The organism is Comamonas antarctica, from assembly GCF_013363755.1.
Lineage (GTDB): Bacteria > Pseudomonadota > Gammaproteobacteria > Burkholderiales > Burkholderiaceae_C > Comamonas > Comamonas antarctica.
The window spans coordinates 2,648,081-2,661,032 of the sequence record NZ_CP054840.1; the positions used below are offsets into that span (position 1 = coordinate 2,648,081).

14 protein-coding genes are annotated in these 12,952 nt (G+C 66.9%); 2 read left to right on the forward strand and 12 right to left on the reverse strand.

Features of this window, described 5'->3' with window-relative positions; all coding sequences use genetic code 11:
* The first annotated feature begins 107 nt into the window (after nucleotides 1-107).
* Complete coding sequence (fnr, locus tag HUK68_RS12260) at nucleotides 108-827, forward strand: fumarate/nitrate reduction transcriptional regulator Fnr (protein ID WP_175504407.1); 720 nt, start codon at nucleotides 108-110, stop codon at nucleotides 825-827.
* 8 nt (nucleotides 828-835) lie between these two features.
* Here fnr and HUK68_RS12265 read toward each other — a convergent pair whose 3' ends face one another.
* From HUK68_RS12265 to HUK68_RS12300, 8 genes are all read right to left on the reverse strand, one after another.
* Nucleotides 836-1,156 (reverse strand): hypothetical protein, encoded by a 321-nt coding sequence (locus HUK68_RS12265; protein ID WP_315127728.1) that lies wholly within the window; start codon nucleotides 1,154-1,156, stop codon nucleotides 836-838.
* A 50-nt stretch (nucleotides 1,157-1,206) separates the two neighbouring features.
* Nucleotides 1,207-1,488 (reverse strand): FixH family protein, encoded by a 282-nt coding sequence (locus HUK68_RS12270; protein ID WP_175504408.1) that lies wholly within the window; start codon nucleotides 1,486-1,488, stop codon nucleotides 1,207-1,209.
* 85 nt (nucleotides 1,489-1,573) lie between these two features.
* A complete protein-coding gene (gene ccoP, locus HUK68_RS12275) occupies nucleotides 1,574-2,488 on the reverse strand; it encodes a cytochrome-c oxidase, cbb3-type subunit III (protein WP_175504409.1) in 915 nt (304 codons plus the stop codon).
* Between the two features lie 30 nt (nucleotides 2,489-2,518).
* Entirely contained in the window at nucleotides 2,519-2,659 is a 141-nt protein-coding gene (locus tag HUK68_RS12280; RefSeq protein WP_175504410.1) for a cbb3-type cytochrome oxidase subunit 3, read from the reverse strand.
* Nucleotides 2,660-2,670: 11 nt separating this feature from the next.
* Nucleotides 2,671-3,300: a cytochrome-c oxidase, cbb3-type subunit II gene (gene ccoO / locus HUK68_RS12285; RefSeq protein ID WP_175504411.1), complete on the reverse strand. Its 630-nt coding sequence runs from the start codon at nucleotides 3,298-3,300 to the stop codon at nucleotides 2,671-2,673.
* 9 nt (nucleotides 3,301-3,309) lie between these two features.
* Nucleotides 3,310-4,749: a cytochrome-c oxidase, cbb3-type subunit I gene (gene ccoN / locus HUK68_RS12290; protein WP_175504412.1), complete on the reverse strand. Its 1,440-nt coding sequence runs from the start codon at nucleotides 4,747-4,749 to the stop codon at nucleotides 3,310-3,312.
* A 63-nt stretch (nucleotides 4,750-4,812) separates the two neighbouring features.
* Complete coding sequence (gene ccoS, locus HUK68_RS12295) at nucleotides 4,813-4,950, reverse strand: cbb3-type cytochrome oxidase assembly protein CcoS (RefSeq protein ID WP_175504413.1); 138 nt, start codon at nucleotides 4,948-4,950, stop codon at nucleotides 4,813-4,815.
* Nucleotides 4,950-7,385 carry a heavy metal translocating P-type ATPase gene (locus HUK68_RS12300; RefSeq protein WP_175504414.1) on the reverse strand — a complete coding sequence of 812 codons (2,436 nt, stop codon included), beginning with the start codon at nucleotides 7,383-7,385 and terminating at the stop codon, nucleotides 4,950-4,952. Before HUK68_RS12300 ends, ccoS begins: the two co-directional genes overlap by 1 nt.
* 108 nt (nucleotides 7,386-7,493) lie before the next feature.
* On the opposite strand from HUK68_RS12300, the gene HUK68_RS12305 reads away from it, so the two are divergent.
* Nucleotides 7,494-7,937, forward strand: a complete 444-nt coding sequence (locus HUK68_RS12305; RefSeq protein WP_175504415.1) for a universal stress protein — start codon at nucleotides 7,494-7,496, stop codon at nucleotides 7,935-7,937.
* A gap of 34 nt (nucleotides 7,938-7,971) precedes the next feature.
* Here HUK68_RS12305 and HUK68_RS12310 read toward each other — a convergent pair whose 3' ends face one another.
* The 4 genes from HUK68_RS12310 to HUK68_RS12325 are packed head-to-tail and all read right to left on the reverse strand — an operon-like array spanning nucleotide 7,972 to nucleotide 12,878.
* The gene (locus HUK68_RS12310) at nucleotides 7,972-9,531 is read right to left on the reverse strand and encodes a malonate--CoA ligase (RefSeq protein ID WP_175504416.1); all 1,560 of its coding nucleotides are present in this window, start codon (nucleotides 9,529-9,531) and stop codon (nucleotides 7,972-7,974) included.
* Nucleotides 9,532-9,559: 28 nt separating this feature from the next.
* A complete protein-coding gene (locus tag HUK68_RS12315) occupies nucleotides 9,560-10,378 on the reverse strand; it encodes an enoyl-CoA hydratase/isomerase family protein (RefSeq protein WP_175504417.1) in 819 nt (272 codons plus the stop codon).
* A 4-nt stretch (nucleotides 10,379-10,382) separates the two neighbouring features.
* Complete coding sequence (locus HUK68_RS12320; RefSeq protein ID WP_175504418.1) at nucleotides 10,383-11,375, reverse strand: Bug family tripartite tricarboxylate transporter substrate binding protein; 993 nt, start codon at nucleotides 11,373-11,375, stop codon at nucleotides 10,383-10,385.
* Between the two features lie 42 nt (nucleotides 11,376-11,417).
* Nucleotides 11,418-12,878: a malonyl-CoA decarboxylase gene (locus HUK68_RS12325; RefSeq protein ID WP_175504419.1), complete on the reverse strand. Its 1,461-nt coding sequence runs from the start codon at nucleotides 12,876-12,878 to the stop codon at nucleotides 11,418-11,420.
* Nucleotides 12,879-12,952: the final 74 nt, after the last annotated feature.

Below are 12,952 nucleotides of genomic sequence, written 5' to 3' on the forward strand. Positions count from 1 at the left end.
GCGACAATTTGATGCATGTCAGCGGCGGCCAGAGGTATCGGACGCTGCACGCGCCGGCGTTCCATGCGATAAAGGGGGTTGGCCCCGTCCACCCCGAGGTCCCATCAATGAGTCTACAAGCGATCAAAGCCTCCTGTTCCAACTGCAACCTGCGCGAGCTGTGCCTGCCCATCGGCCTGAACGAAGACCAGATGCAGCGCATCGACACCATCGTCGCGGTGCGGCGCAAGGTCAAGCGCGGCAGCCTGCTGTTCCACAACGGCGAGCCGTTTTCCTCGCTGTACGCGATCCGCACGGGCTTTTTCAAGACCTGCGTGGCGACCGAAGACGGCCGCGACCAGGTCACCGGGTTCCAGATGGCCGGGGAGATCATCGGCCTCGACGGCATCGTCAACGACCGCCATACCTGCGACGCCGTGGCGCTCGAGGACGCCGAAGTCTGCGTGATGCCGTTCGACCGGCTGGAGGAGCTCTCGCGCGAGGTCACGGTGCTGCAGAACCACGTGCACAAGGTCATGAGCCGCGAGATCGTGCGCGAGCATGGCGTCATGCTGCTGCTGGGCAGCATGCGGGCCGAGGAACGGCTCGCGGCCTTTGTGCTGAACCTGGTGCAGCGCCTGCATGCGCGCGGCTTCTCGCAGTCGGAACTGGTGCTGCGCATGACGCGCGAGGAAATCGGCAGCTACCTGGGCCTCAAGCTTGAAACCGTGAGCCGCACCTTCTCGAAATTCGTCGAGGACGGCATCGTCGAGGTCAAGCAGCGGCATATCCGCATCCTGGATACGGACGCACTCAAGCGCATCGTCAACAGCCAGCGCTGCGACTAGGCGTCGTCTCAGGAAGGACGCACCGGGGTGCGGCGGCGATGCCGCAGGGGCCCTTCACTGCCCCAGCTGTTGACCTCGGCCGGGCGCAGGCCGAGCAGACAGGTCAAGGCCCCGGCGGCGCTGATGACCAGCCAGAACACGAAGAAGGACAGCGTGTAGAAAGCCTGCCGGCTCCAGTCGAGCGCGGCGCCCTGCCACTGGATCTGGGCGGGATCGACCACGGCAAACACCAGCATTTCCATTGCGCAGGCAGCGAGAAATGCCGGCCAGAGAATCCACATCAAGCGTCTTGCCCACATCGGGAACTCCTTTTGCAGCCAGGCTTTCATTCTGCCGGCAAGCACGCAGGAGGACGCTGCGGAAAACCCGCGGACGGGTTTCAGCGGTCGACGGGCGCGAGTTCGGCCGGGGTGGCCGCATGGTTGCGGCCGGTCATCGCGGGCGCCAGGCGCATGTCGGGGGTCTCTGACAGCGTCTTGTTGATCTCGCTGCCGTGGCGGTAGTAATCCGGGTCGATCACCGGATCGGGGTGCGTGGCGGCAATCCAGAAGGTGACCACGCCCGCCACGACCACGACGGCCGGGCCGCCGATGACCATCCAGACGAAACCGAATTTCCACCAGGGGCGGGGATCGTGTGCGGGAGAGGTTTTCTGTGTCATGGGGGGCTTTCAATGGGGCGCCCAGCGCGCGGCACGCTGAACGGAAAAAGGGCGATGCACGCGCATCGCCCCCGGCCTGGCGTGCTCAGTGAGCAGCGCCTGCCTTGTTGGAGAGGCTCCAGACATAGGACGTCAGGACGCCGATCTGGCCTTCGGTCAGCTTGTCCTTTTGCGCCGGCATCTGGTTTTGCTTGCCGTGGGTGACGATGTCGATGATCGCCGCCTCACCCCAGCCGTGCAGCCAGACGTCGTCGGTCAGGTTGGGCGCGCCCATGGCCTGGTTGCCCTTGCCGTCCATGCCGTGGCAGGCCGCGCAGGCCGTGAAATGCGACTTGCCCAGCGAGGCGCGCAGCGAGTCGTTCGGGCTGCCCGACAGGCTCAGCACGTAGTGCGCCAGGTTGCGCACGTCTTCGGGCGTGCCCACCGCAGCGGCCATCGGCGGCATGATGCCGAAACGGCCTTCGGTGATGGTCTGCTGGATCTGCTCGGGCGCGCCGCCATGCAGCCAGTCGCCATCCGTCAGGTTGGGAAAGCTCTTGCCGCCACGCGCGTCCGAGCCATGGCACTGCGCGCAGTTGTTCATGAACAGGCGCTCGCCAATGGCCATCGCCTGCGGATCCTCGGCGCGCTGCTCGGGCGTCATGCCCGCGAAGCGCGCATACAGCGGCTCGATCTGCGCCTTGGCCTTGGCCATCTCGGCCTCGTAGGCGCCGACTTGCGACCAGCCGAGCTTGCCCGACATCGATCCCAGGCCCGGATAGGCCGCGAGATAGACGATGCCGAAGATCACGGTGATCACGAACAGCCAGACCCACCAGCGCGGCAGCGGGTTGTTCAGCTCGCGCAGGTCGCCGTCCCAGACATGGCCGGTGGTGCTGTCTTCGGCGGACACGACCTTCTTGCGGCCCGTGAAGAACAGCAGCAACGCGCAAAACAGGATGCCGCCGAGGGTCAGTACGATCACGAAGATCGACCAGAAATTGTTTACGAAATCGCTCATGGGTGGTTCTCGTTATGCAGGCAGGACGCTTCAGTCCTGCGCGAACGGCAGTTGCGCTGCCTCGTCGAAGCGTGCCTGGTTGCGGCGGGCATAGGCCCACCACCAGATGCCGACAAAGATGGCAAACGACGCCAGCGTGACCACGATGCGCATGGTAGTGATGATGTCCATGTGTGGCCTCCCTACTTGAGCGCGGTGCCCAGCACCTGCAGATAGGCGATCACGGCTTCCATTTCCGTCTTGCCCTTGACCTCATCGGTCGACGCCTTGATCTCGTCGTCCGTGTACGGCACGCCGACCTTGCGCAGCGCGGTCATGTGCGAAGCAATGGTCGCGTGGTCCGCCGGCGTCTTCTCCAGCCACGAGTAGGCCGGCATGTTCGACTCGGGCACCACGTCGCGCGGGTTGTTCAGGTGGATGCGGTGCCATTCGTCGCTGTACTTGCCGCCCACGCGGTGCAGGTCGGGTCCGGTGCGCTTCGAGCCCCACTGGAACGGGTGGTCATAGACGAACTCGCCGGCCACCGAGTAGTGGCCATAGCGCAGCGTCTCGGCGTAGAACGGGCGGATCATCTGCGAGTGGCAGTTGTAGCAGCCTTCGCGCTGGTAGATGTCGCGGCCGACCAGCTGCAGCGAGGTGTAGGGCTTGACGCCCTGCACCGCCTCGGTGGTGGACTTCTGGTAGAACAGCGGCACGATCTCGGCGAGGCCGCCGATAGCCACCGTCAGCAGCGTCAGCACGATCAGCCAGAAGTTGCTGGTTTCGACCTTCTCGTGGGAGAAGCCGCTGGTTTTCTTGTTTTGTTCAGACATGTGGGCTCCTCAGGCGTGCGACGGGTTCACTGCGGGAATCAGCACCTTGACCGAGCGGCCGTTGATGGCAGTCATCCAGGTGTTCCAGGCCATGACCAGCATGCCGCCCAGGTACAGCAGGCCGCCGACCACGCGGATCACGTAGAACGGATAGGTCGCCTTGACGCTTTCCACAAAGGTATAGGTCAGCGTGCCGTCGGGGTTGACCGCACGCCACATCAGGCCCTGCATCACGCCGGCAATCCACATCGCGGCGATGTACAGCACGATGCCGATGGTCGCCATCCAGAAGTGCAGCTCGATGGCCGGCACCGAGTACATCTTGTCCTTGCCGAACAGGCGCGGGATCAGGTAGTACAGCGAGCCCATGGTGATCAGGCCGACCCAGCCGAGCGCGCCGGAGTGCACGTGGCCAATGGTCCAGTCGGTGTAGTGCGACAGCGCGTTGACGGTCTTGATGGCCATCATCGGGCCCTCGAAGGTCGACATGCCGTAGAACGACAGCGCGACGATCAGGAAGCGCAGGATGGGGTCGTCGCGCAGCTTGTGCCAGGCGCCCGACAGCGTCATCACGCCGTTGATCATGCCGCCCCAGCTCGGCGCCAGCAGGATGATGGAGAACACCATGCCGACGGACTGCGTCCAGTCGGGCAGCGCCGTGTAGTGCAGGTGGTGCGGGCCGGCCCACATGTAGGTGAAGATCAGCGCCCAGAAGTGCACGATCGACAGGCGGTAGCTGTACACCGGACGGCCGGCTTGCTTCGGGATGAAGTAGTACATCATGCCCAGGAAGCCTGCCGTGAGCAGGAAGCCCACGGCGTTGTGGCCGTACCACCACTGGATCATCGCATCCTGCACGCCGGCATAGGCCGAGTAGCTCTTCATCAGGCCTGCGGGCATGGAGATGTTGTTGAAGATGTGCAGCAGCGCGATGGCGATGATGTAGGCGCCGAAGAACCAGTTGGCCACGTAGATGTGCTTGACCTTGCGGATGCCGATGGTGCCGAAGAACACGATGGCGTAGCTGACCCAGGTCACCAGGATCAGCAGGTCGATCGGCCACTCGAGTTCAGCGTATTCCTTGCCCTGGGTATAGCCCATGGGCAGGCTGATCACGGCGCCGACGATCACCAGCTGCCAGCACCAGAAAGTCAGGCTCGCGAGCTTGGGCATGAACAGCCCGGTCTGGCAGGTGCGCTGCACCACGTAGTAGCTGGTGGCGAACAGCGCACTGCCGCCAAACGCAAAGATCACCGCATTGGTGTGCAGCGGCCGCAGGCGGCCGAAGCTGAGCCATGGCACGCCGAAATTGAGTTCGGGCCATGCCAGCTGGGCGGCGACGAGCACGCCGACGGCCATGCCGATCACCCCCCACACGACCGCCATGATTGAAAACTGTCTTACGACCTTGTCGTCGTAATGCACAGCACTGTTTTTTAGAGCATCCATCGCGCACCTCTTGTATTGCTTGCAAAGTGTTCATCCATCGGACTTCTGGTGTATTGATACATGTCAATCGTTTCTCAGAATCCGCTCCCCCTCTTGTTCCACACTCTCGAACTGTCCCCGGTAAACCGCCCACCACAGGGCGGCGACAATGGCCAGGACCAGGACCACTGACAACGGAATGAGTAGATACAGGACTTCCATCAGACGGCTCCCGAAAGCGCTGGCGCCGGCCCCGTCACGGCGGGCGCGGCGGCAGCGGATGGCTGCAGCGGCATGGCGCGCGCCAGCCGCGCGGCGTTGAGCACCACCAGCAGCGAGCTGAGCGCCATGCCCAGGCCGGCGAGCCAGGCCGGCATCCAGCCGGCCAGCGCCAGCGGCACCGACACCGCGTTGTAGGCGGCGGCCCAGCCCAGGTTCTGGCGCACGATGCGCAGCGTGCGCCGCGCGAGCAGCAGGGTCTGGGCCACCAGCTCCAGATGGTCGCCCAGCACGACGAAATCGGAGCGCGACCGTGCCAGCGGCACCGCCCGGCCAAACGCAAACGAGACATGGGCGCCGGCAAGCACCGGGCCGTCATTGAGGCCGTCGCCCACCATCGCAACCTGGCGGCCCGCGGCCTGCGCCGCCTGCAGGCGCGCGAGCTTGTCCTGCGGCGTGCAGTCCCCCACGGCGGTGGCGATGCCGGTCTGCGCGGCGACGCGCTGCACGGCCGCATCGCGGTCGCCCGACAGCAGCATCACCTCGATACCCGCGGCACGCAACTGCGCGACCACGGCAGGTGCCTCGGCACGCAGGTCTTCGCTGAGATCAAAGCGCAGCAGCTCGCGCGGCGCGCCTTCGCCATCTTCGGTCAGCACGACCTGCTGCAACGCCGATCCGGCCTGTTCCAGCGCGCCCGTGTGGCGCAGCGAACCCAGGCGCAGATGGCGCGGCTTTGCGGGATGTTCGATGTCGCTTACGGTGGCAAGCATGCCGAAGCCCGCACGTTCGTGCACCTGCATGATCTGCCAGCGGTCGGCGAGCGCGGCGGCATCTGCATTGGCGTCAGCGGCACGCGCCACGGCGCGGGACGCGGGATGCACCGACTGGCGCGCCAGCAAGCCGGCCAGCGCCAGCGCCTCGGCGGCATCGACGCCGCTGCCTGGCTGCAGGCTGCGCACGGCCATGCCGTCGCGCGTGAGCGTGCCGGTCTTGTCGAACACCAGCGTGTCGACCGCGGCCAGCGCCTCGAGGCCTTGCAGATTGCGCACCAGCACGCCGCTGCGCGCCAGCGTGCCCGCGGCCGTAAGCATGGCCACGGGCGTGGCCAGCGACAGCGCGCAGGGGCAGGTCACGATCAGCACCGCGGCCGCGACCATTAGCGCCTGGCTCGGACTGGTGGACCACCACCACGCTGCAGCCAGCGCCGCCGCCGCCAGCACCGCGACCAGGAACGGCCGCGCGACGCGGTCGGCCAGCTGCGCCAGCCGCGGCTTTTGCATCGAGGCGCTTTCCATCAGCGCCACGATCTGCGCGAACTGCGTGCCCTCGCCCACGGCCGTGAGCTTCACCAGCACGGCCGCATCGAGGTTGTAGCTGCCGGCCGCCACGCGGTCGCCCGCATGGCGCAGCACGGGAGTCGATTCGCCGGTCAGCAGCGCCTCGTCGGCATGGGTGCTGCCTTCGCAGATCTCGCCATCGGCAGGAAAGGCTTCGCCAGCCAGCACGCGCACCGTGTCGCCGGCCTGCAGCCGGCGTGTGGCCACGCGCTCCCAGCGGCCGTCGGCGGCGCGCCGCTCGACGCTGTCGGGCAGGCGGTTCATCACCGCTTCGAGCGCGCCCGCGGTGCGGTCGCGCAGCCGCATCTCGAGCAGCCGGCCCGAGAGCAGGAAGAACACGAACATCGTCAGCGAGTCGAAGAACACCTCGGCGCCGAACGGACCCGAGGGATCGAAGGTACCCAGCGTGCTCACGACAAATGTGATCAGCATGCCGAGGGCCACCGGCAGGTCCATGCTCACGCGCCGCGCGCGCACGTCGCGCAGCGCATTGGAGAAGAACGGCCCGCAGGCAAACAGCACCACCGGCAGCGACAGCACCCACGAGGCCCAGCGCAGCAGCGCTTCCATCTCCTGCGTCAGGTCGCCAGGCTTGGACGAGTACGCGGGCCAGGCGTACATCATGACCTGCATCATGCACAGGCCAGCGACCAGCCAGCGCCACAGCGCTCGCCGGCTTTCGCGCTTGCGGACCTCGCGCGCAAACGCATCGCGCGCGGGAAACGCCTGGTAGCCCGCGCGCCCCACGGCCGCCATCCACTGCGAAGGCAGCACCTGGGCGGGATGCCAGACCACGCGCGCGCGCTGCGTGGCGGCGCTGACCTCGGCGCGCTCGACGCCGGGCACGCGCCGCAGCGCCTCCTCGATGGTCAAGGCACAGGCGGCACAATGCATTCCCTGCAGGACCACATGGGAGTCCCAGGGGCGGGAGGCATCAGGTTCGGGATCGTGGGTGGCAGACGGCCCGACCGGCCGCCCAAAGGCACTCCACTCGTGTGGATCGTCCAGCAGCGAAGCGCTGGCTTCGGGGGACATGGGGCCGGAATCGAGCGCTACCGTCTCCGCCGCGGGGGACGGTTCGGGATTCTTGTAGGACATGGCGCAAGCGTAACTCGGGCGCATCATACGCGTATTGATCTTCATCAATTGCGAAAACCCAGATAAGCTTACCCTGCGATCCATCCAAGTTTCATTCCAGGAGGCCGTATGTACCGACGCATTCTCATTGCAACCGATGGTTCCCCGCTGTCCGACCAGGCGATTGAAAGTGGGCTCTCACTCGCGGCGCTGTGCAAGGCCGGCGTGATCGTCGTCAAGGTCGTGCCGCTCTATTCGCGCAGCTATCTCGAGGGCGGTGACTACACCAGCCTCGACGATGTGAAGCGCATCGAGGACCAGTGGGTGCACAGCGCACAACAGCAGCTTGCCGACATCGCAGCGACCGGCGCAGCGCGTGGCGTCACGGTCAAAACCAGCGTGATGAAGTCGGATCTGGTCGCGGAGACGCTCATTGACGTCGCCAAGGAACACGATTGCGACCTGATCGTGATGGCCTCGCACGGCCGCAAGGGCCTCAAGCGCCTGCTGCTGGGCAGCGAAACCCAGCATGTGCTGACGCATTCGACCGTTCCGGTCCTCGTGCTGCGCTGAACGCACCGGCCCTGGCGGCCGGTGCCGGCCGTCGTCAAGCCTTGAACAGTTCCTGGTACTGCGCACGCAGCAGGTTCTTCTGCACCTTGCCCATGGTGTTGCGCGGCAGTTCGTCGACCACGAAGCAGCGCTTGGGGATCTTGAAGTTCGCCAGCTGGCCCTTGAGCGCATCCACCAGCGGCTGGGCCTCGATCCGGGCACCGGGCTTGGCCACCACAACCGCCACGCCGACTTCGCCAAAGTCCGGATGCGGCACGCCCACCAGCGCGCTCTCGGCAACTCCGGGCAGGTCGTTGATGAAGCTTTCGATTTCCGCGGGGTAGACGTTGTAGCCGCCCGAAATGATCAGGTCCTTGCTGCGCCCGACGATGCTCAGGTAGCCGCGCGCGTCGAGCCGGCCGACGTCGCCGGTCTTGAACCAGCCATCGGCGGTGAACTCCTCGGCGGTTTTCTCGGGCATGCGCCAGTAGCCGGAAAACACGTTGGGTCCGCGCACCTGGATGTTGCCGATCTCGTCGACGGCTGCGGCCTCGCCCGCATCGGTCAGCACGCGTACGTCCACGCCCGGCAGCGCAAAGCCCACCGTGCCGGGGCGGCGCTCGGACTGGCCGCCATGCTGCGCATCGGCGGTCCAGGGATTCGATGTCAGCATGATGGTCTCGCTCATGCCATAGCGCTCGAGAATCGTATGGCCCGTGCGCTGCTGCCAGGCCTGGTGGGTCTCGGGCAGCATCGGCGCCGAGCCCGAGATGAACAGCCGCATGTGCGCCGTGGCTTCGCGCGTGAGCCGCGCGTCGGCCAGCATGCGCACGTAGAGCGTGGGCACGCCCATGAACACGGTGGCATCGCGCATGCGGCCGATCACCGCCGCCGGGTCGAACTTCGCGAACCAGAGCATCTTGCTGCCATTGAGCAGCGCGCCATGGATGGCGACGAACAGCCCGTGCACATGGAAGATCGGCAGCGCGTGGATCAGCACGTCGTCCTTCTGCCAGCCCCAGTAGTCCTTGAGCACGCGCGCGTTCGACAGCAGGTTGCCCTGGCTGAGCATCGCGCCCTTGCTGCGGCCCGTGGTGCCGCTGGTGTAGAGAATCGCCGCGAGCTCGTCCTTGCCGCTGGCCACGGGCTCATGCTGGTCGCTGCAGTGCGCGGCGCGCTCGAGCAGGCTGCCGCTGCGGTCGTCGCCGAGCGTGAACACCGACTGCGTGCCGGCCTGGAAGGCGATCTTCGAGACCCAGCCGAAGTTGGCCGGCGCGCAGACCACCACCGCGGGTTCGGCATTGGCAATGAAGTACTCGATCTCGGCGCTCTGGTAGGCGGTGTTGAGCGGCAGGAACACATGGCCGGCGCGCAGCGTGGCGAGGTACAGCAGCAGGGCTTCGACCGACTTCTCGACCTGGACCGCGATGCGGCTGCGCGCCGGCAGGTTCAGCGCCGCGAGCAGGTTGGCGATGCGCGCGCTGGCCTGGTCCAGGTCGCGCCAGCTGTAGAACAGGCTTTGGCCGTCTGCGCCAATGGCTTCGATGGCGGTGGCGTCGAGGTCAGCGGGAAAGGCGGCGCGCAGCGCAGCAAACAGGTTGTCGTCAGAAAGCATGGAAATCCCGCAAAAGGTTCGTCAACGTTCAAAAATTCGGGGTGCGCTTGCCCAGGAAGGCGGCAATGCCTTCGCGGTGTTCGGCGCCATCGGCGTAGCCATACACGTCGCTGCCGGGCATGCCGTGCACGCCTTGCGCCGCCATGGCTTGCGCCGCGCCCAGCGGTGCGGCCAGCAGCGCGCGCAGGATCTGCTTATTGTGCCGCGCGGCCTGCGGCGCGAGCGCGGCAATGCGCCGGGCACTGGCTTCGGCGGCGGCGGTCACGGCGCCGTCTTCGACCACGCTGCCGATGAAGCCGCGCGCGGCCATCTCGGCGGCGCTGAAGGTCGCTGCTTCCAGCAGCATCTGCCGCGCGGTAAGCGCGCCCACGGCCGTCGCGACCAGCGCGGCTTCGCGCGGCGCCATGGGAAATCCGAGGCGCGCGATGGGTGCGCCAAAGCGCGCCGACTGCGCCGCCACGCGCAGGTCGGCGCAGGCCGCGATCTCCACGCCCGCGCCCATGCAGGCGCCGGAGATGGCGGCGACGATGGGCACGTCGCAGTCCAGCATGGCCGACAGCCCGCCCCAGACCGCGTTTTCATGGAAGTCGCGCAGCGCCGCCGCATCGAAGCGAAAGCCCGGGTATTCGGAGATGTCGCCACCCGCGCAGAACGCGGCTTCGCCGCCGTCGCTGCCGCCCTCGACCAGCACGCAGCGCAGCTGCGCATCGGTCTGGAACACCGCAAACGCCGCGCGCAGCTCGCGCCACATCTGCACCGACATCGCATTGCGCTTGCCTGCATGGCACAGCTGCACGCGCACGATGCCTGCCGCATCCGGCGGCACCACCTTCACTTCACCCGACATGCCTTCACTCCACCTTTGCTCCCGAGGCCTTGACCACCTGGGCCCAGCGCTTGATCTCGCCCGACACCATGGCCGCGAACTGCTCCTTGGTCAGGCTGCCGTAGTCGGCGCCGTTTTGCGCCCAGATGGCCTTGATCTCGCTGGTCTGGCCCAGCCGGCGCAGCTCCTCGATCATCTGGTTCTGCTGCTCGACGGGCGTGTTCTTCGGCGCCCACAGGCCGTACCAGGTGGTGATGTTGTACTCGGGCAGGCCGACCTCGGCCGCGCAGGGCACGTCGGGCAGCGAGGGGTTGCGCTTGGCGCCGGAGACCATCAGCGCCTTGATGCGCCCGCCCTTGATGTGCGCCGCCGACGAGCCCAGGCCGTCGAACATCATGTCGACATTGCCGGCGATCAGGTCCTGCAAGGCCGGACCCGCGCCGCGGTAGGGAATGTGCGTGATGAAGGTATTGGTCTGCAGCTTGAACAGCTCGCCCGCGAGATGGTGCGAAGTGCCCGCCCCGGCCGAGGCATAGTTGAAGCTGCCGGGTTTGCGCCGCAGCTCGGCAATCAGGTCCTGGATGGTCTTGGCGCCGACGGTGCGCGGATTGACCACGATCACCTGCGGCACGCTGGCCAGCAGCGCCAGCGGCACGAAGTCGCGTTCGAGGTCATAGTCGAGCCGGGCATAGACCGAGGGCGCGATCACATGGTGGGTGCCGCCCATGAAATAGTTGTAGCCGTCGGCGTGCGCCTTGGCCGCATAGCTCGCGCCCACGGTGCCGCCCGCGCCGCCGCGGTTGTCGATGACCAGCGTCTTGCCGGTGCTCTTGGCGAACTGCGCCGCCAGCGGCCGCGCAAACGCATCGGTGCCGCCGCCCGCGGGAAAGGGCACGACCATGTTGACCGGCTTGGTCGGCCAACCCGACCCCTGCGCCCAGCTGCGGCCCGTGAGCGCGACCATGGCCGCGGCCGCGGCGCGCAGCGCATCGCGGCGCTGCATAGAGATATCCGGCATCGCTTGTCTCCTTTGGTGGTTGTTGTTCAGCGCGCGCAGAAATCACCCCTTGAGAAGCGTTTCTATGTCGCGCGAGACCGGCAGCCGGCCCTGCGCCAGCAGGCTGCGGTGCTTGTCGATCTTCTTCAGGTCGTAGAGATAGTTGACCATCAGCCCGAAGGACTGCCTGGCGCCCTTGGCCGACGGATCGCCGCCCCAGTTCAGGCGCTCGACGCGCGCGCCATTGCCCAGGTGAAAGCGCGCCACCGGATCGAGCGGCCGGCCGTTGTGGCTTTCCTTGCCCAGGTAATGCGCGGCGCACCACAGCAGCGCGCGGCGCACCGGCGACTGCTGGGGCAGCTGCGCGGCCTTCTCGGCGGCTTCGAGCAGGATGGCCGCATCGAGCGTGGCCTGTGGCGCCAGTCCCAGCGCGCGCGCGAGTTCGCCGCGCGGCTTGTCGCTCATCTTTGCGAGCAGCGGCGTGCCGTTCTTGGCCAGCCAGGAGCGGAAGCCCGGAATCGGCGAGAGCGTGGCAAAGGTGCGCAGCCGCGGGAACTCGGCGCTGAGCGTCTGCGCGACATGCTTGATCAGCGAATCGCCGAAGCTCACGCCGCGCAGCCCGGCCTGGGTGTTGCTGATCGAGTAGAAGATGGCGGTGCTGGCGCGGCTGATGTCGGCGGTGGCGGCGTTCTCGTCGAGCAGCGGCGTGATGCTGTCGGACAGATCATCGACCAGCGCCACCTCGACGAAGATCAGCGGCTCGCCCGGCAGCCGCGGGTGGAAGAAGCCGTAGCAGCGGCGGTCGCTGTCGAGCCGGTTCTTCAGGTCGGTCCAGCTGCGGATGTCATGCACCGCCTCATACTGGATCAGCTTCTCCAGCAGAGAGGCCGGCGAGTCCCAGCTCAGCCGCTGCAGTTCGAGGAAGGCGACGTCGAACCAGGTCGAAAACAGATGCTCCAGCTCGGCATCGAGCGCCGCAAAGCGCCGGTCCGACTTGGGCAACTCCAGCAGTTCGGCGCGCAGGTCGAGCAGGAAGCGCATGCCGCCTGAGGGCACCGCGAAGCGCTGCAGCAGCCGCGTGCGCGCCGAGGTCAGCGCGCGGCGCAGCGCGATCTCGGCCTGGCTGCGCTCGACTTCGGAATCGGCTTCGTCATAGTGCTGGCGCGCGCGCTGCAAGCGCTCGGCATCGGGGCCGAACTGCTCGCAGATCAGCAGCCACAGGTCCTGGCGCGCCTCGGGCGCCGCGCTGGCGTACCAGTCGATCACATCCCGGGCACGGCGCCCGCCCTCGACTTCGCTGACCTGCTCGGCGGAAGCCGCCTGCAGGTCCTCCATCAGCCGGCGCAGCACACGCGGCGGCAGCACCTCCGCGCCGCGGCGCAGCGTGGCCTTGAGCCGTTCATGCGTGGAACGCACGGGCGCCGCCTTGGGCGCGGGCTTGGGGTCCTCGGATGCGGCCGTGGCCGGCTCCGAGGTGCGCAGCTTAGACACCCCGCGCGCAATCCATTCCGATGCGAGATTCATGCAGCAGGTCCTTATGACAGATAACCACAGGATCGCATCCTCATGGCCCTGGCGCCATTATGGGTTGCCCTGCC

Excerpts from the sequence above, each read along its gene's own strand:
- HUK68_RS12310 (WP_175504416.1), bottom strand. The coding sequence starts at position 9,531 with ATGCTTTCTGACGACAACCTGTTTGCTGCGCTGCGCGCCGCCTTTCCC.
- HUK68_RS12280 (WP_175504410.1), bottom strand. The coding sequence starts at position 2,659 with ATGGACATCATCACTACCATGCGCATCGTGGTCACGCTGGCGTCGTTT.
- HUK68_RS12305 (WP_175504415.1), top strand. The coding sequence starts at position 7,494 with ATGTACCGACGCATTCTCATTGCAACCGATGGTTCCCCGCTGTCCGAC.
- ccoN (WP_175504412.1), bottom strand. The coding sequence starts at position 4,749 with ATGGATGCTCTAAAAAACAGTGCTGTGCATTACGACGACAAGGTCGTA.
- HUK68_RS12300 (WP_175504414.1), bottom strand. The coding sequence starts at position 7,385 with ATGTCCTACAAGAATCCCGAACCGTCCCCCGCGGCGGAGACGGTAGCG.
- HUK68_RS12265 (WP_315127728.1), bottom strand. The coding sequence starts at position 1,156 with ATGAAAGCCTGGCTGCAAAAGGAGTTCCCGATGTGGGCAAGACGCTTG.
- ccoS (WP_175504413.1), bottom strand. The coding sequence starts at position 4,950 with ATGGAAGTCCTGTATCTACTCATTCCGTTGTCAGTGGTCCTGGTCCTG.
- HUK68_RS12270 (WP_175504408.1), bottom strand. The coding sequence starts at position 1,488 with ATGACACAGAAAACCTCTCCCGCACACGATCCCCGCCCCTGGTGGAAA.
- ccoO (WP_175504411.1), bottom strand. The coding sequence starts at position 3,300 with ATGTCTGAACAAAACAAGAAAACCAGCGGCTTCTCCCACGAGAAGGTC.
- HUK68_RS12320 (WP_175504418.1), bottom strand. The coding sequence starts at position 11,375 with ATGCCGGATATCTCTATGCAGCGCCGCGATGCGCTGCGCGCCGCGGCC.
- HUK68_RS12315 (WP_175504417.1), bottom strand. The coding sequence starts at position 10,378 with ATGTCGGGTGAAGTGAAGGTGGTGCCGCCGGATGCGGCAGGCATCGTG.
- HUK68_RS12325 (WP_175504419.1), bottom strand. The coding sequence starts at position 12,878 with ATGAATCTCGCATCGGAATGGATTGCGCGCGGGGTGTCTAAGCTGCGC.
- ccoP (WP_175504409.1), bottom strand. The coding sequence starts at position 2,488 with ATGAGCGATTTCGTAAACAATTTCTGGTCGATCTTCGTGATCGTACTG.
- fnr (WP_175504407.1), top strand. The coding sequence starts at position 108 with ATGAGTCTACAAGCGATCAAAGCCTCCTGTTCCAACTGCAACCTGCGC.